General features: G+C 74.3%; 16 protein-coding genes and 1 riboswitch. Of the genes, 6 read left to right on the top strand and 10 right to left on the bottom strand.

Going from position 1 to position 15,979, the window contains the following annotated elements:
- The first annotated feature begins 282 nt into the window (after positions 1 to 282).
- Positions 283 to 1,464, top strand: coding sequence for an ABC transporter substrate-binding protein (locus EV374_RS01290; protein ID WP_132230925.1), 1,182 nt, complete (start codon positions 283 to 285; stop codon positions 1,462 to 1,464).
- Positions 1,465 to 1,573: 109 nt separating this feature from the next.
- On the opposite strand, the gene EV374_RS01285 is transcribed toward EV374_RS01290, so the two are convergent.
- The gene (locus tag EV374_RS01285) at positions 1,574 to 2,419 is read right to left on the bottom strand and encodes an ABC transporter permease (RefSeq protein WP_132230924.1); all 846 of its coding nucleotides are present in this window, start codon (positions 2,417 to 2,419) and stop codon (positions 1,574 to 1,576) included.
- 99 nt (positions 2,420 to 2,518) lie between these two features.
- Positions 2,519 to 3,550, bottom strand: coding sequence for an ABC transporter substrate-binding protein (locus EV374_RS01280; protein WP_132230923.1), 1,032 nt, complete (start codon positions 3,548 to 3,550; stop codon positions 2,519 to 2,521).
- Positions 3,551 to 3,817: 267 nt separating this feature from the next.
- Here EV374_RS01280 and EV374_RS01275 point away from each other — a divergent pair, with 267 nt between their 5' ends.
- The 4 genes from EV374_RS01275 (at position 3,818) to EV374_RS01260 (ending at position 8,469) form a co-directional block, all read left to right on the top strand.
- Entirely contained in the window at positions 3,818 to 4,603 is a 786-nt protein-coding gene (locus EV374_RS01275) for an ABC transporter ATP-binding protein (protein ID WP_132230922.1), read from the top strand.
- A gap of 2 nt (positions 4,604 to 4,605) precedes the next feature.
- Positions 4,606 to 5,556, top strand: coding sequence for an LLM class F420-dependent oxidoreductase (locus EV374_RS01270; protein WP_132231327.1), 951 nt, complete (start codon positions 4,606 to 4,608; stop codon positions 5,554 to 5,556).
- Entirely contained in the window at positions 5,553 to 5,855 is a 303-nt protein-coding gene (locus EV374_RS01265; RefSeq protein WP_088998381.1) for a cupin domain-containing protein, read from the top strand. The genes EV374_RS01270 and EV374_RS01265 overlap by 4 nt, the downstream gene beginning before the upstream one ends.
- Before the next feature lie 76 nt (positions 5,856 to 5,931).
- Positions 5,932 to 8,469 carry a DNA polymerase III subunit gamma/tau domain-containing protein gene (locus EV374_RS01260; protein WP_486485520.1) on the top strand — a complete coding sequence of 846 codons (2,538 nt, stop codon included), beginning with the start codon at positions 5,932 to 5,934 and terminating at the stop codon, positions 8,467 to 8,469.
- Between the two features lie 108 nt (positions 8,470 to 8,577).
- Here EV374_RS01260 and thiC read toward each other — a convergent pair whose 3' ends face one another.
- The 7 genes from thiC to thiE all read right to left on the bottom strand — a co-directional run bounded on the left by thiC (position 8,578) and on the right by thiE (position 14,507).
- Entirely contained in the window at positions 8,578 to 10,170 is a 1,593-nt protein-coding gene (gene thiC, locus EV374_RS01255; RefSeq protein WP_132230921.1) for a phosphomethylpyrimidine synthase ThiC, read from the bottom strand.
- Between the two features lie 17 nt (positions 10,171 to 10,187).
- Entirely contained in the window at positions 10,188 to 10,976 is a 789-nt protein-coding gene (thiD, locus tag EV374_RS01250; RefSeq protein WP_132230920.1) for a bifunctional hydroxymethylpyrimidine kinase/phosphomethylpyrimidine kinase, read from the bottom strand.
- Entirely contained in the window at positions 10,973 to 11,659 is a 687-nt protein-coding gene (locus EV374_RS01245) for a thiamine phosphate synthase (protein ID WP_132231325.1), read from the bottom strand. Before EV374_RS01245 ends, thiD begins: the two co-directional genes overlap by 4 nt.
- Positions 11,660 to 11,757: 98 nt before the next feature.
- Positions 11,758 to 12,528, bottom strand: a complete 771-nt coding sequence (locus EV374_RS01240) for a thiazole synthase (RefSeq protein WP_088998377.1) — start codon at positions 12,526 to 12,528, stop codon at positions 11,758 to 11,760.
- Between the two features lie 4 nt (positions 12,529 to 12,532).
- Positions 12,533 to 12,733, bottom strand: a complete 201-nt coding sequence (gene thiS / locus EV374_RS01235; RefSeq protein ID WP_132230919.1) for a sulfur carrier protein ThiS — start codon at positions 12,731 to 12,733, stop codon at positions 12,533 to 12,535.
- On the bottom strand, positions 12,724 to 13,887 hold the full coding sequence (gene thiO, locus EV374_RS01230; protein WP_132230918.1) for a glycine oxidase ThiO: 1,164 nt from the start codon (positions 13,885 to 13,887) through the stop codon (positions 12,724 to 12,726). Before thiO ends, thiS begins: the two co-directional genes overlap by 10 nt.
- On the bottom strand, positions 13,881 to 14,507 hold the full coding sequence (gene thiE / locus EV374_RS01225; protein WP_132230917.1) for a thiamine phosphate synthase: 627 nt from the start codon (positions 14,505 to 14,507) through the stop codon (positions 13,881 to 13,883). Before thiE ends, thiO begins: the two co-directional genes overlap by 7 nt.
- A riboswitch (TPP riboswitch) is annotated at positions 14,502 to 14,610 on the bottom strand. It overlaps the preceding gene by 6 nt.
- A 122-nt stretch (positions 14,611 to 14,732) precedes the next feature.
- Between thiE and EV374_RS32370 the strand changes: the two genes are divergently transcribed.
- Positions 14,733 to 14,870, top strand: a complete 138-nt coding sequence (locus EV374_RS32370) for a hypothetical protein (protein ID WP_165947694.1) — start codon at positions 14,733 to 14,735, stop codon at positions 14,868 to 14,870.
- Between the two features lie 137 nt (positions 14,871 to 15,007).
- On the opposite strand, the gene EV374_RS01220 is transcribed toward EV374_RS32370, so the two are convergent.
- The gene (locus tag EV374_RS01220) at positions 15,008 to 15,970 is read right to left on the bottom strand and encodes an aldo/keto reductase (protein ID WP_207913790.1); all 963 of its coding nucleotides are present in this window, start codon (positions 15,968 to 15,970) and stop codon (positions 15,008 to 15,010) included.
- Positions 15,971 to 15,979: the final 9 nt, after the last annotated feature.

The following is a 15,979-nucleotide window of genomic DNA, read 5'->3' as shown; positions in this document are numbered from 1 at the left end:
TCAACTAATACCTTCAATTCTCCATGCCCGTGAACAGGGCATGTAACTCCAGAGTGGTCATCCGTGTCGTATTAGTAAGCGTTTGCAAACTTCCCGTTGCCCCACCATGTGGGATACGCGTCCCGAAACGCATCCGAGGCTCCGCTTGACCGCAGGGCCCGGCGTTGGCAAGGTTTTGCAGGCTTCGCGCACACCGTACGGCAGACCGATCCCGCTCCTCTACTGAGGACGGACAACCCGGCGGTGACCGGGTACCGCCCGGGCCGCATCTGGAGGACTGAGTTGAGCCCCATCCGCTCCGCGACCGCCGCGGCGCTCGCATCGGCCGTGCTGGCCACCACGCTCACCGGCTGCCAGTTCGGGGCGGACGAGCAGGACACGAGTCCCATCGTCATCGCTGCGGACCTCGAACTCTCCGGCGCGGCCGCGCCCGTCGGCAAGGCGTACCAGCGGGCGCTGGAACTGAAGGTCGAGCAGCTGAACGCCTCCGGCGCGCTCAACGGCCGGAAGGTCGAGCTGCGGGTGAAGGACAACCGGTCGGACGCGAGCGAGTCGCTGCGCAACATCGGTGACTTCAGCGCTGATTCCCAAGTCAGCGCCATCATCATGGGCGGCTGCAACGAATGCGCCGTCGGCGCCGTCCGCACCATCAACGAGAAGCGAATTCCCACCATTGCGCTCGCCGCCTCCAGCGCCGTGTCCACCCCGGTCGCCGATCGGCGGTACGTGTTCAAGCTCTCCCCGAACGCGGCCGACAGCGCCGCCGCCCTCGCCGGCGAGATGCGCCGCAAGGGTGTCCGCAAGGCGGGCGTGCTGCACAGCGACGACGCCTACGGCCGCGAGGGGTTGACCGCGCTGCGCGCCGAGTTCGCGAAGGCCGGCGTCAAGCTGCTGCGCGAGGAGGCCGTGCGCACCACCGACACCGACGTCGCCAAGCCGGTCGAGGGCCTGATCGGCAAGAAGCCGGACGCGCTGGTCGTCTGGACCCCGGCGGAGCAGGCGACGCTGGCCGCCACCGCCGCCCAGAAGGCCAAGTTCGAGGGCGAGCTCCTCTTCGACGCGTCGGCGGCCGGCGACCTCTTCCTCGGTGCCGCGTCCGCGGCGACCGAACGCACCACGCTGGTCTTCACCCAGACCATGGTGATCGACGACGTCATCGCCACCACCCCGGCCAAGGCGGCCCGCCGCCAGTGGTTCCAGGACTACACCGCCCGCTTCGGCGGCTACAACGGATCCTCCTCGTTCGCCGCCGACGCGGTGCAGCTCATCGCCGACGCCGTACTCCGCTCGGGCGGCGAGCCCGGCGAGGTCGACCGCGACGGCGTCCGGAACGTGCTGGAGACGACCCAGCTGGACGGTCTCTCCGGGCCGATCCGGATGACCCCGGACAACCACTCCGGCCTGATGCCGCAGGCCCTCACCACCCTGGTCGCGCGCAACGGGCGCTGGCGCCTCGCGGGCTGACGGGCCGGTCGGTGGTGGAGGGAATCCGGCGCACGCGACCGCGTCGGACCAACGCGTCGGTGTGGCCCGCCGTACCCCGGCGGGCCACACCATCGACCGCTCCGACGCCTCAGCGGGCCGACGTGGTGGCGCGGACCCATGGCAGGGCGAGCCGCTCGACCAGGGACAGTGCGCTGTAGAGCAGGATGCTCATCAGCGCGATCAACACGATCGCCGCCCAGGCGGTCGCGGTGTCCCCCACGCCGTTGTACTGCAGGATCTGGTAGCCCAGCCCCGGCTTGTCGGAGTAGAACTCGCCGATCACCGCGCCGATCGCGGCCAGCGGCATCGCCACCTTGAGCCCGACGAAGATCTGTGGCAGCGCGGCGGGGAAGCGCACCTTGCGGAACGCCTGCCACCACGAGGCGTTCAGCGACCGGGCCAGCTCGGCCAGGTCGGCCGGGGTGGTGGTGAGACCGGTCGTCGTGGAGAGCACGACCGGGAAGAAGCAGAGCAGGAACACCATGGTCAGGATCGGCTTCGTACCCCAGCCGACCGAGACCACCAGCAGCGGCCCGAGGGCGATCTTCGGCACCGCGTTGACCGCCACCAGCAGCGGCGCGAACATCCGCTCGACGCGGCGGGACCCGGCCAGGGCCATCCCGATCAGCACCCCGGCCACCGCCGACAGCAGGAAGCCGACCACCGTCATCGTGGTGGTGACGCCCAGCGCCGGCACCAGCACGTCGGCGCCCGCGACCAGCGCCTTCCACACCGCCTGCGGCGGAGGCAGCGACACCGGGTGCACCAGTTGCAGGCCCGACGTGACCAGCCACCAGGCGGCCAGCGTGATCACCGCGCCGAGCAGCGGCAGCCCAACGGCCGCCGGGCGTACGCCGGAGCGGCGCGGGGCCGCGGGCCGGGGCGCGGGCTCCGCCCCGGTGCGGACGGGCCGGGTACCGGTCGTCTCCGTCACGGATTCTCCTCTCCTGCCGGCCGGGCCGGCACGCGACGGGGGGTGCGGTCCACCGGGTCGCCCCGGTCGACCGCACCCCCGTGCCACGGTGGGCGGCTGTCAGGCCTTCGGCGCGAGGCTGAAGTCGATGATCTGGTCGGGGGTGATGTTCTGCTTGAGCGCGCCGGCGCCCTGCAGGATCGCGATGCTCTTGGCGACCCGGCCGCTGTCCAGGGTGCCGAGCTGAGTGCCCGAGTTGTTGGAGCGCACGTAGCCGGCCATGAGCTGGAGCTCGGCGGCGGCCGCGGCGGGGTTGGCGGCGTCGACGTTCTTCTTCAGCAGCTCGCCCGCCTCCTGCGGGTTGGTCAGCGCGTACTCCAGGCCCTTCATCAGGGCCCCGGTGAACCGCTTGACCATCTCCGGCTTCTCCTTGGCGATCTTGGAGGAGGTGATCAGCACGTTGCCGTAGAGGTCCTGCATCACGTTGCTGTAGGGCAGCATGACGGCCTTCTGCTTGGTCACCGTCTCGATGGTCGGCTGGCCGACGACGAACTGGCCGATGCCGTCCACCGTGCCGGAGCCGAGCATGCCCATCAGGGCCTGCGCCTGACCGTTGACCCACTGCACCTTGCTCGCGTCCACGCCGGCCATCCGGGCGTACGTCGGGAAGAGGTTGCGCACGACGGAGCCCTCGGTGTCGGCGAGCTTCTTGCCCTCCAGGTCCTTCGGCGACGCGATGCCCTTGCCCTCGACGGTGGCGATGGCGGCCATGGTGCGCTGCTGGATCGCCGCGACCGCGACGAAGTCCTTGGCCTGGCCGCTACCGAGCTGGAGCAGACCGCCGGTGAGGTCGATCGGGCCGAACTGGGCCTGGCCGCCGACGACCTGCTGGATCACCGCACCTGTGCCCTGACCGGGCTTGATGTCGACGTCGAACCCGGCCTCCTTGAAGAAGCCCTTCTCCTTAGCGACCCAGGCGTAGGAGTCACGGCCGAAGTTGCCGAACGAGGTGAGGTAGGTCACCTTCTCCAACGCCGCGCCGTTGCCGCCCTTGGCGTCAGCGCCGGAGTCCGAGTCGCCGCTGCACCCGGAGACCAGGGCGAGGGCGGTGGCCAGCGCAGCGGCAGCGACCGTACGGGTCAGCCTTCTCATCAGTGCACCATGTCCTTTCCGACCGGAGCGGCGCGCCGCCGCCGGAGGGGGTTGTCTGGCGGGCCGGCCGAGGGGTTGGGCCGGCACCAACCGTCGTGAGGGGACTCTTAGCTGGCACAGCGTACGAGAAACCGGCCCTGACAATGCCCGGCGTATGGGTTTCGTTACGGAAAAATCCTCGCTTCCACCCCGGACGACGTGTCGTCCACACCGGGCCGTTACCCTGGGCCGCGATCGCTGATCGCCCACTCAGGAGGTCCGCCGGAGATGATCAAGCTTTCCGGGGTGTCCCGCACCTTCGACGGCCGCAGCGGCCGGGTCGAGGCGCTGCGCGGCATCGACCTCGACGTGGCGGCGGGCGAGTTCGTCGCCGTCCTCGGCCGCTCCGGTTGCGGCAAGTCCACGATGCTGCGCCTGATCGCCGGCCTGCTCCCGGTCAGCGAGGGCACCATCACCGTGGCCGGTACGCCGATCACCAAGCCCCGCCGGGACATCGCGATGCTCTTCCAGCGGCCGGCCCTGCTCCCCTGGCGCACCGTCCTGGACAACGTCCTGCTCCCGGTCGAGATGTTCGGCTGGAAGCGGGCCAAGCACCGCGACCGGGCCCGGCAACTGCTGGAACTCGCCGGGCTGGGCGGCTTCGAGAAGCGGCTGCCGCACGAACTCTCCGGCGGCATGCAGCAGCGGGTCTCGCTGTGCCGGTCGCTGATCGGCGAGCCCCGGGTGATGCTGATGGACGAGCCGTTCTCCGCGCTCGACGCGCTCACCCGCGAGGAACTCTCCGGCGAGTTGCAGCGCGTGCACATGACGTCCGGGGCCACCGTCGTCTTCGTCACCCACTCGATCGACGAGGCGGTGCTGCTGGCCGACCGCGTGGTCGTACTCAGCCCTCGCCCCGGCCGGATCCGCAAGGTGGTCGACGTGCACATCCCGCGACCGCGCACCCTCGGCCGCAACGCGCACCTGGCGGACGTCGCCCGGGTCAGCGCCGACCTGCACGAACTCCTCATGGAGCGGGACCTGCCGGTGACAGCCGGCGCGGAAACACGATGAGCGTGCGGGTCACCGTCTTCACCGAGCCGCACCGGGGCGCCAGCTACGACGACCAGCTCCGCTTCGCCCGGCTGGCCGAGGACGGTGGCTTCGAGGGCTTCCTCCGCGCCGACCACTACCAGGCGATGGGTGACGAGCCCGCGCCGCCCGGCCCGACCGACGCCTGGCTGACGCTGGCCGCGCTGGCCCGCGAGACCAGCCGGATCCGGCTCGGCACCCTGGTCACCTCCGCCACCTTCCGGCTGCCCGGCCCGCTGGCCGTGATGGTGGCCCAGGTGGACCAGATGAGCGGCGGCCGGGTCGACCTCGGCATCGGCGCCGGCTGGTACGAACGCGAGCACACCTCCCACGGCATCCCGTTCCCCGGCGTCGGCGAGCGCTTCGACCGGCTGGCCGAGCAGTTGGAGATCATCACCGGGCTGTGGCGGACGCCGCCGGGCGAGACGTACAGCTTCACCGGCGACCACTACCGACTGGTGGACGCACCCGCCCTGCCGAAGCCCGTGCAGGTGCCCGGCCCGCCGGTCATCGTGGGCGGACGCGGCCCGAAGCGCACCCCCGACCTCGCCGCCCGGTACGCCGACGAGTTCAACATGCCGTTCAAGACCGTCGCGGAGACCGCCGCCGCGTACGAGCGGGTGCGGGAGGCCTGCGACCGGGCCGGCCGGGCCGAGTCGGGACGCGCCCCGCTCACCCTCTCCGCCGGCATCGTGGTGGCGATCGGCCGCACCGACGCCGAGGCGCAACGCCGCGCCGCCCCGCTGCACGTCACGAGCGCGCTGCCGCCGGAGGACGCGGTGGTCGGCTCGCCCGCGCAGCTCGTCGACCGGATCGGCGAGTTCGCCGCCGTCGGCGCCACCCGGGTGCACCTTCGCCTGATCGACTTCGCCGACCTCGGCCACCTGGAACTCATCGCCGCCGAGGTGCTCCCCAGACTGGACGGAACCCGATGACCGACGCACACCTCGAACTCGGCCCCGTGGGCCAGGAGATCGTGTACGAGAACGACCGCGTCCGCGTCTGGCACATCCGGCTGGAGCCGGGCGAACGGCAGCCGCTGCACCGGCACGACCACCCGTACCTCGTGGTGGCGATCCAGGGCGCGAAGAACGTCGTGCAGACGATCGACGGCACCCTCATCGACGCCGACGAGCCGACCGGCGGGGTGGTCTACCGGGATCCGGGCGCCGTGCACATGCTGACGAACGTGGGCGACACGACGTACCTGGCCCGGCTGGTCGAACTGAAGTAACCGCCGGCCGGCGGGTCGCCCCCCGCTCGCGGCGCGCCGGTGGCGGCCTGGTCAACAGGTGCGTAACGTGCCGGACATGGCCTTTCGGACCTGGGGCAGACTGCTGCTCACCGCGCTCGGGGTGAGCCTGCTGGCCGGGGCCGGTCAGCTCGGCATCGCCTTCGGCTTCGGCATCGTCCGGCTCTCCGGCACCTTCACCGGCGCCACCGCCAACCAGTGGCCGGCCCAGCTCGTCTGGGCGGGCTGGTTCGCGGCGAACGCCGCCGTGGTGGGCGCGGTGCTCACCGAGCGCCTGGCCCGCCGGGACGGCGGGATGCCCGGCACCGGGCGCCTGCTCGCCGTCGCCGCCGCCGCCGCGCTGGGCGCCACCGTCGTCGCGCCGCTCTGCATGCAGCCGGCCCGGGCGGCCGAACTCGTCTCGATGGACCCGGTCTGGGCCGTCGGCATCTGCGCGGTCCTCGGTGCGCTGGTGGGCGCGGGCGCCGCCGTCGCCGTCCTGCTCCAGCCGCCGGTGGGATGGAACGTGGCGGCGATCGCGGGCGCGCTCTGGCTGCTGGCCCTGGTCTCGGTGGCGCCGTCGCTGGTCTCGACCGGCCCGCTGGACACCGTACGACTGGGGGTGCTGGAGCCGTCGTCCCTCGACGCCGGCGCGGTGCAGGGGCTGGCCCTGGTGGTCCTGCCGCTGGTGGCGCTGCTGGCCGGCGCGGCGACCGGCGGGCTGGCCCGGTGGCGGGGCCACCCGCCGCTGGTCAGCGGCGCGACGGGGGTGGCGGGACCGGCGCTGGTCGCGTTCGCCTACCTGACCGCCGGTCCGGGCGACACCGCCGACCGCTACCAACTCACGCCGTACTACGCGGCGCTGCTCGCGGTGGCCCTCGGCGCGCTCGGATCGGCCGCGGCCGCGCTGCTGCGCTGGCCGCTCGTCACGCGCACCGCCCCCACCGGGGCCATCGAGCCGACCGACATCCTCCGGCCGCTGCCCACCGGTCCGGCCCTGCCGCATACCCCGGCGCCCACCAACAGCGACGAGCCGGAGACGGTCGACCTGGCCGGCGCCACCCTGGTCGTCGCCGACCAGGCCGGCGGCGGTACGGGCTCCGGTGTGGTCACCGCCGCCACCGGCGACGGCCCGGCGCCCCGGGCCGTGCCCCTGCACTGGGACTGGCCCGCCGACGGCGGAACCGTCCCGGCTCCCACCGCCGACGTCGGGGCGAGCGGGGTTCCCGCGTGGACGGCCGAACCGCCGGCTTCGGCTCCCGGCAACACGCCCACAGTCGACCGACCGCGCGAACCGGAGCCCACCCGCACCCAGGACGGCACCGACGAGCGCGCCCCGGGCACCTCGTCCGCACCGGACGCCCCGGCCCCACCGTTCGCGGTCGCACCGGTCGCACCGACGGTTCCGGCCGCACCGGTCGCCCCGGTCGCCGACGAGGTGCCGCAAGCAGGGAAGACGACGCCCGACGCGCAGCCCGCCGGGGAGGTGACGCCCGCCGAACGGTCGGCCGGAGGGGCGACGACCGCGGCGCAGCCGGCCGGAGCGGCGACGCCCGCGGCACAGCCGGCAGAGGGACCAACACAGCCGGCCGAGGGGCCCGCACCCGCAGGACAGCCGGCAGAAGCGGTCGCCGACCAGCGGGGTGTCCCGAACGCGCCCAAGCCCCGCCGCACCCGTAAGCCCCGCTCGACGCGCCAGCCCGCCGCCACCACGGCACCGGAGGGTGCGGGCCCGGTACCCGTCGCCACGGGCGCCCCCGAGGCCGGGGCCACCGCGCCCGGCACCGCGCCCCACAACACGACCGGGTCCGAGCCCCACGTCACGACCGGGGCCAGGTCCGGCAACACGACCGAAGCCGGGGCCAGGTCCGGCAACACGACCGAAGCCGGGTCCGGGTCCGGCAAAACGACCGGGGCCAGGTCCGGCAGCACGACCGATGTCAAGCCCAGCAGCGTGACCGGCCCCGAGTCCGACGCCGCGCCCGGCAGCACGGCCGTTGCGGGTTCCGGCGTACCGGGGCCGGACGACAGCGGCCACCGCGCGGTGCCGTTCTTCGCGGCGGACGGCGAGGCGGCTCCCGGCCGGGCCGTCGAGCCGGACGCCGGCACCGCGCCCCCGCCCGCGCCGGCCTGGCCCGTGGCACCCCGGTCCCAGGTCGACGGCACCGGCGAGGCGGCACAGCCGGCCACAGAACCCGCGCCCGACCCGACGCCTCGGCCCCGCCACCGGGCCCCGATGCCCGACCTGGCCCGGGCCGCGAACTGGGAGGCGCTCGCCACCGCACGACGGGGCGGTCCCGTCCCGGCGCCCGCCGACGCCGCGCCGGAGAACGGCAACCCCACCGCCCGGGCGGAGGCGCCGGCGCCCAGCTCCCCGGCGCCCGCCGAGGCCGAGCAGCCCACCGGGCGGGGCCGGGGCCGGCTGGGTCTCTTCCGCCGCAACCGGCCCCGGGCCGAGGACGCCCCGGCCGACCGGGACTCCGAGCCGCTGCCGGCGCAGGACGAGGAGTACGTGGACTGGGTCACCGGCCTCAGCAAGCCGGTCCCGGACAACGAACCCGAGCAGGAGAGCGGCCGGCGGTCGTTGCGCTCCACCGGCCGCCACCACCGCGACTGACCAACCGGGCGACGCCCGCCCCGCCCGTGGTGACCGGAGCCGGGGCGGCGTCCGCCCCTCGAACGTCGGCGGAGACGGGCGTCGCCGCCGGACGCCCGGTCGCGCCGCTCAGGCGAGCGGCAGGTAGACCCGGCCGCCGGAGGAGAGGAACTCTTCCGACTTGTCCTGCATGCCGCGCGCCGCGTACTCCTTCAGCTCCTGGGTGATCTTCATGGAGCAGAACTTCGGGCCGCACATCGAGCAGAAGTGGGCCGTCTTCGCCGGCTCCGCCGGCAGGGTCGCGTCGTGGTACGAGCGCGCGGTCTCCGGGTCCAGCGACAGGTTGAACTGGTCCTCCCAGCGGAACTCGAACCGCGCCCTGGACAGCGCGTCGTCCCACGCCTGCGCGCCCGGGTGCCCCTTGGCCAGGTCGGCCGCGTGCGCAGCGATCTTGTACGCGATCACGCCGGCCTTCACGTCGTCGCGGTCCGGCAGCCCCAGGTGCTCCTTCGGGGTCACGTAGCAGAGCATCGCGGTGCCGAACATGCCGATCATCGCGGCGCCGATCGCCGACGTGATGTGGTCGTACGCGGGGGCGATGTCGGTGGTCAGCGGGCCGAGGGTGTAGAACGGCGCCTCGTGGCACCACTCCTGCTGGAGGTCCACGTTCTCCTTGATCTTGTGCATCGGCACGTGGCCGGGGCCCTCGATCATCACCTGCACGTCGTGCTCCCAGGCGACCTTCGTCAGCTCGCCCAGGGTGCGCAGCTCGGCGAACTGCGCCTCGTCGTTGGCGTCGGCGATCGAGCCGGGACGCAGCCCGTCGCCGAGTGAGAACGTCACGTCGTACCGTGCGAGCAGCGAACACAGCTCGGCGAAGTTCGTGTAGAGGAAGTTCTCCTCGTGGTGCGCCAGGCACCAGGCCGCCATGATCGAGCCACCCCGCGACACGATCCCGGTCACCCGGTCCACCGCCAGCGGCACGTACGGCAGCAGCACCCCGGCGTGCACCGTCATGTAGTCGACGCCCTGCTCGGCCTGCTCGATGACGGTCTCCCGGAACACCTCCCAGCTCAGCTTCACCGGGTCGCCGCCGACCTTCTCCAGCGCCTGGTAGATCGGCACGGTGCCGATCGGCACCGGCGAGTTCCGCACGATCGCCTCGCGGGTCTCGTGGATCCGCTTCCCCGTCGACAGGTCCATGACGGTGTCCGCGCCCCACCGGGTGGCCCAGGTCAGCTTCTCCACCTCCTCGGCGACGGAAGAGGAGACCGCCGAGGTGCCGATGTTGGCGTTCACCTTCACCAGGAACGCCTTGCCGATGATGGCCGGCTCGCACTCGGGGTGGTTGACGTTGAGCGGCAGCACGGCCCGCCCGGCGGCGATCTCGTCCCGGACGAACTCCGGCGCCATCCCCTCCCGGACCGCCACGAACTCCATCTCCGGCGTCACCACGCCCGCCCGCGCGTACGCGAGCTGGGTGGGGCGGCGGCCGTCCGCGCCCGCGAGCGGGGTGCCCGCGCCCCGCACCGGTGCGACGTCGCCGCGCTCGGCGATCCACCCCGCACGCAGCGGTGGCAGCCCCACCTCCGGATCGGAGCCGGGACCCGAGGTGTCGTAGAGCCGCAGCGGCGGGTTGTCGCCGGTCAGTTCCACCTCGGCGAACGGCACCCGCACGTCCGGCCGGGGCCCCTCCACGTACACCTTGCGACGTGCCTGCATGACAGCCTCCCTGGTGATCAAGCGGACCAGCCGAAGTGGTCCAGCGGGCCGCGTCCCGCGCCCAGCTCCCAGTGCCGCGCGCCGGTCAGCGCGCGGAGGACGTACTCCTTGGCGGCGGCGACCGCCGTCGACACCTCGTCGCCGCGCGCCAGCCGGACCGCGATCGCCGCCGAGAACGAGCACCCGGTGCCGTGGTTGTGCCGGGTGTCGACCCGCGGCGCGCGCAGCAGGGTGGTGACGCCGCCCCCGTGCAGCACGTCGACCGCCTCACCGTCGGCGTCCACGTCGCCGCCGGTCACCACCACGTGCGCCGGCCCGCCGGCGGCCAGCGCCTCGGCGGCGGCCACCATCTCCTCGACCGTGGTCACCGGGCGTCCGGTGATGGCCGCGGCCTCCGCGCAGTTCGGCGTCGCCACCTGCGCGTACGGCAACAGCCGCTCCACGGCGGCGACCACGCCCAGCCGGTGCCCGCTGGTGGCGACGAGCACCGGATCGACGACGAGGTGCGGCAGCCGGCCCTCCCTGGCGGCGTCCGCCACCGCGTCGGCGACCGCCGGGGTGCCGAGCACCCCCGTCTTGACTGCGCGGACGGTGAAGTCGGCGAGCACGCTGTCGAGCTGCTCGGTGACGGTGCGGGGCGGCAGGGGCAGCACGGCGTCGACGCCCCTCGTGTTCTGCGCGGTGACCGCGGTGAGCACACTGGTGCCGTACGCGCCGAGGGCCGCGAAGACCTTCAGGTCGGCCTGGATTCCGGCGCCCGCGCCGGAGTCGGAGCCGGCGATGGTGAGCACGGTCGTCGGGGTCATCGTTCCTCTTCCGTGATGGCGTACGGGATCTCGCGCCGGGCCTGCACGGTCGTCGCGCTTGCGGGCTGCGGCCGACCGTGCCTGGTCCGGCTCGCCGCGTCGGTGGCTGCCGTGAGGGTGGCGGCTGCCGCCTCGGGGTCGTCGGCGCGCATGATCGCGCCGAGCACCGCCACGCCGACGGCTCCCGCCTCGACGCAGGCGGCCACCTGGTCCGGGCTACGCACTCCGCCGAGCGCCAGGACCGGCACGGGGCTGTGCCGGATCAGCGCGCCGAGTCCGTCCGGGCGCAGGGGTGGGCCGTAGCCCGGCTTGGTGCTGGTCGGGTAGACGGGCGAGAGGGTGGCGTAGTCCTCCGTGGTCAGTCGCGCCAGCTCCGTCCGGTCGTGGCAGGAGCGGCCCACCAGGCCGAGCCTCGGCGGCGGGTACGGCCCCGCGGCGGGCAGGTGCACCGCGTCGCCGTCGAGCGGGTCGGGGCCGGCGACGATCAGCGTGCCGCCCGCCTCGGCGAGGATCGCGCGCAGCTCGGCGGCGAGGGCGGAGCGCTCGGCCCGCGGGAGGTCCTTCTCCCGCAGCACCACCCACCGCACTCCCCCGGCCACCGCCCCGGCAACGACCTCGGCCAACGGCCGCCGAGCCCGCCGTCGATCCGTCAGCAGCACGACGCCGGCCGGCCCGCCCGAGATCTTGGTAGGAAACGGCCCCTCCAGGGGCACTTTCCTACCAAGATCCAAAGCTGGACCCAGCGGAGCAAAAGCGGGGCCGAGGGTGGGGACGGGGCGGGTCACAGGTCCGGCCGTCCCTCGTCCGGGGTGGAGGCGAGCGCATGGAAGCGGCGGGCGATCCGGCCCGCCCCGTACGCGAGCCGGCCCGCCTCGACCGCGTACCGCATCGCGGTGGCCATCGCCACCGGGTCGGCGGCGCGGGTGACCGCGCTGGCGAGCAGCACGGCGTCGCAGCCCAGCTCCATGGCCAGCGCGGCGTCGGAGGCGGTGCCGATGCCGGCGTCCAGGATCACCGGCACGTCGACGCCCTGCCGGATCAGCCGGATGTGGTGCGGGTTCGACACGCCCAGGCCGGAGCCGATCGGGGCGCCCGCCGGCATCACCGCCGCGCAGCCGACGTCGGCCAGCCGGCGGGCCAGGATCGGGTCGTCCGACGTGTACGGCAGCACGACGAATCCGTCGTCGACGAGTTCCTCGGCGGCGCGCAGCAGTTCCACCCCGTCGGGCAGCAGCGTGCGCTCGTCGCCGATCACCTCCAGCTTCACCCAGTCCGTGCCGAACGCCTCCCGGGCCAGGTGCGCCACCTTGACCGCCTCGCCCGCCGTGTAGCAGCCGGCGGTGTTCGGCAGCAGCCGTACGCCGCAGCGGTCCAGCAGGTCAAGCAGCCCGCCGGCGGTGCCGGGGGCGGTGTCGACGCGGCGCAGGGCCAGGGTGACCAGTTCGGTGCCGGAGGCACGGATGGCGTCCTCCAGCACGCGCAGGTTGGCCGCGCCGCCGGTGCCGAGGATCAGCCGGGACGTGAAGCTCACGCCGCCCAGGTCGAAGCTCACCGCGTCACCCGCCCTGTGCGGCGCTGAGCACCTCGACGCGGTCGCCGTCGCGCAGCACGGTCGCCGGCCAGCCCGTACGCGGCACCACCTCCCCGTTGACCGCGACGGCGAGGCCGCGCTGCTGGTCGGTGACCGCGCGGACCAGGTCCGCCACGGTCGAGCCGCCGGGCAGGCTGCGCCCGGCCCCGTTCACCGTCAGTTCCACGTGTGCTCCTCCTCGGTTACGAAGGGACCGGCCCGGCGGGCCACCGCGACGTCCGGCCCGGCGGGTCCCGCCGGTCTGGCGGCGGCCGGTGCGAACCGGGCCGGGGTGAAGGGGGCGAGCAGCGGGTCCGCCGCACCCGTGGCGACCAGCTCGGCGATCAGGTCGGCGGTGACCGGGGTGAGCACGATGCCGTGCCGGTGGTGCCCGGTGGCGGCGACCACGCCGGGCCGGCCGGGCAGCGGGCCGAGGATCGGGGCGTTGTCGGGGGTGCCGGGGCGCAGGCCGGCGAGGGTCTCGACCAGGTCGTACTCGGCCAACTCGGGCAGCAGGTCGACGGCGGCGCGGAGCAGGCGCAGCACCGCCCCGGCGGACACGTCGGTGTCGAAGCGCTCCTCGACGGTCGCGCCCACCACCACCTCCCCGTCGGCGCGGGGCACGAGGTAGACGTGCTCGCCGTCGGCGTACCCCCGGATGACGTGCCGGAAGCCCGGCGCGCCGCCGGGCGCGCGGAGCCGGACCACCTGCCCCTTCACCGGCCGCACGGGCAGCCCCGTCAGGGCCGCCGCGCCGCAGCCGGCCGCGACCACGGTGACCTCGGCGTCCACGTCGGACAGGGAGCGCACGGCGGCGGGCACCAGCGTGGCGCCGGCCCGCTCGGCGGCCGTGCGCAGCGCGGGCACGAGCCGGCGCGGGTCGACCTGGTGGTCGGTTTCGGCGAGCGCGCCGCCGCGCACCCGGGGCGCCAGCGCCGGCTCACGGTCCCGCAGCGCCGACGGGCGCAGCGGCGTCACCGGCAGTCCGATCCCCTGCTGGTACGCCCACAGCCGGCGCGCCTCGGCCAGGTCGTCGGCGGTGAGCCCGACCATCAGCGTGCCCTCGGTCCGGTAGCCGACGTCCACGCCCGTGGCGGCGGTCAGCTCGGCGGCGAACGCCGGCCAGCGGGCGGCGGAGGCGGTCAGCAGCCCGGTCAGCTCGTGCTCGCCGAAGTACGCCTCCGCGACCGGCGCGAGCATCCCGGCGGCGACGTGGGACGCGCCGGAGCCCGGGGCGGGATCGTGGACGACGACCCGCAGTCCGCGCTGCGCGCAGCGCCAGGCGATCGCCAGCCCGACCGGTCCCGCCCCCACCACGGCGACGTCCGGTCGGTTCAGCACCCCAGCGCTCCCAGCAGCTCCGCCGTCGCCCGACCCGGATCCGCCGCCCCGGAGAGCGCCCCCACCACCGCCACCCCGTACGCCCCGGCGGCCAGCAGCGCGGGCACCCGCGCGGCGGTCACGCCGCCGATCGCGACGACCGGCACGTCCACGGCGTCGGCGACGGCGCGTACCCCGGCCGGGCCGATCGGCGCCGGCAGCCCCGCCTTGGTGCCGGTGGCGTGGCAGGGGCCCACGCCCAGGTAGCTGGCCCCGGCGGCGACCGCCTCGGCGGCCGTCCCCGGCTCACGGGCGGTGGCACCGAGCACGGCGGTCGCGCCGAGCACCCGGCGGGCCGCCCCGACCGGCAGGTCGTCCGCGCCGACGTGCCCGCCGGCGGCACCCGCCGCCAGCGCCACGTGCAGCCGGTCGTTCACCAGGCAGGCGACGTCGTACGGGGCACAGAGCGCGACCACCCGACGGGCCAGGTCGTACGCTTCCCGGTCGGTGGCGTCGTCCTCCACGCGGACCTGCACGACCAGTTCCGCGCGGGCCACCGCAAGGGCGGCCCGCAGCACGGCGAGCGGGTCCCGCCCGGGGCGGGTGTCGGTGATGAGATGCAGTCGTCCGAGGGACGGCACGGCAACACTCCTCCCTGCGCCGGCATTACCCGGATCAGGTTCGACGGTCGGGGGCTGACAGCCCCCCTCTCAGCCCGGTCCACCGGGCTCCCGTGGGTCACTTGCGGGTGTCACCGTACGACGGATCGCCGGATCCGCCAAGGTCGGGATGCGGATTTCACATCGACCGCCCGAACCCGATGGGCGGGGCGGCGGGTGACCGTCCCGTCACGCGATGCTGTCCGGATGCCCTCCGCCGCCCGGGTACCACCCCGCCTGGCCTTCCTGCCGTTCCGGGCCAGCGCCGCCGTCGCCGACGGCCTCCTCACCTGGACGATGCTGCGCGGGCCGTCCTGGCGGCGCCTCCTGCCCGACGTCCACTGAGCCACCCGCAGACCCCACAGCCAACGGTCACCGGGTAGCGGGTAGCGGGTAGCGCACCGCCCTCAGCGTCGGCGCGGGTGACGAGTGGCACACCGCCCCGGTGGCGCAGTGCTGCGGTGCCCGGGCGGGGTGAGGGCTCAGAAGGTTGCGCGCAGGGCTTCGAGGTCCTCGTCGGTGGGCTGCCAGGTGCCCGCCGCCGCGTTGGCGCGTACCTGCTCGGGCGTGGTGGCGCCGGCGATCACCGAGGTCACCGCCGGCTGGGCGGCCAGCCCGCCGATCGCCACCTGGAGCATCGACAGCCCCCGTTCGGCGGCGTACGCCTCGATCGCCTCGATGGTGTCCCAGTCGGCGGCGGCGAGTCGCTGGGCGTACCGGCCGCCACCGGCGAGGCGGCTGCCGGCCGGCGGGGCCTCGTTGCGCTTGTACTTGCCGGTGAGCAGCCCGTTGGCCAGCGGGAAGAACGGCAGCAGCCCGAGGCCGAAGCGCTCGCAGGCCGGCACCACCTCGGCCTCGACGCCGCGCTCCAGCAGGCTGTAGTGGTTCTGTGCGCTGATGAACCGGGACCGGCCGTTCGACGAGGCCACCCAGTCGGCGTCGGCGATCTGCCAGCCGGCGAAGTTGGAGTTGCCCAGGTAGCGGACCTTGCCGGCGCGGACGAGGTCGTCGAGCGCGGCGAGCGTCTCGTCGATCGGGGTGCCCGGGTCCGGTTCGTGCATCTGGTACAGGTCGATGTGGTCGGTGCCGAGCCGGCGCAGCGACGCCTCCACCGCCCGGGCGATGTAGCGGCGGGCGCCCCGGGCGCCGAAGTCGGGGCCGTTCATCCCGTTCATGTCCATGCCGAACTTGGTGGCCACCACCACGTCGTCGCGCCGGCCCTTGAGCGCCTGGCCCAGCAGTTCCTCGGAGCCGCCCTGCGGCTCTCCGTAGATGTCGGCGGTGTCGAAGAAGTTGATCCCGGCGTCGAGCGCGGCGTCGAGCACCGCCCGGGTGCCGTCGAGGTCGAGCTTGCGGCCGAAGTTGTTGCAGCCGATGCCGACCACGGACACCACGAGCCCGGAGTCGCCCAACCGGCGGTAGGTCATCTCAGTCACGAGATCCACCCTATGCCG

It is taken from the genome of Micromonospora sp. CNZ303 (assembly GCF_004345505.1).
The sequence above is the reverse complement of the archived record's forward strand: the minus strand, read 5'-3'. Positions and strand labels throughout refer to the sequence as shown.

What these genes read in the sequence shown, in the direction of transcription:
- EV374_RS01265 (WP_088998381.1), top strand. Translation starts at nt 5,553, where the DNA reads ATGACCGACGCACACCTCGAACTCGGCCCCGTGGGCCAGGAGATCGTG.
- EV374_RS32370 (WP_165947694.1), top strand. Translation starts at nt 14,733, where the DNA reads ATGCCCTCCGCCGCCCGGGTACCACCCCGCCTGGCCTTCCTGCCGTTC.
- EV374_RS01260 (WP_486485520.1), top strand. Translation starts at nt 5,932, where the DNA reads ATGGCCTTTCGGACCTGGGGCAGACTGCTGCTCACCGCGCTCGGGGTG.
- thiD (WP_132230920.1), bottom strand. Translation starts at nt 10,976, where the DNA reads ATGACCCCGACGACCGTGCTCACCATCGCCGGCTCCGACTCCGGCGCG.
- thiC (WP_132230921.1), bottom strand. Translation starts at nt 10,170, where the DNA reads ATGCAGGCACGTCGCAAGGTGTACGTGGAGGGGCCCCGGCCGGACGTG.
- EV374_RS01275 (WP_132230922.1), top strand. Translation starts at nt 3,818, where the DNA reads ATGATCAAGCTTTCCGGGGTGTCCCGCACCTTCGACGGCCGCAGCGGC.
- EV374_RS01280 (WP_132230923.1), bottom strand. Translation starts at nt 3,550, where the DNA reads ATGAGAAGGCTGACCCGTACGGTCGCTGCCGCTGCGCTGGCCACCGCC.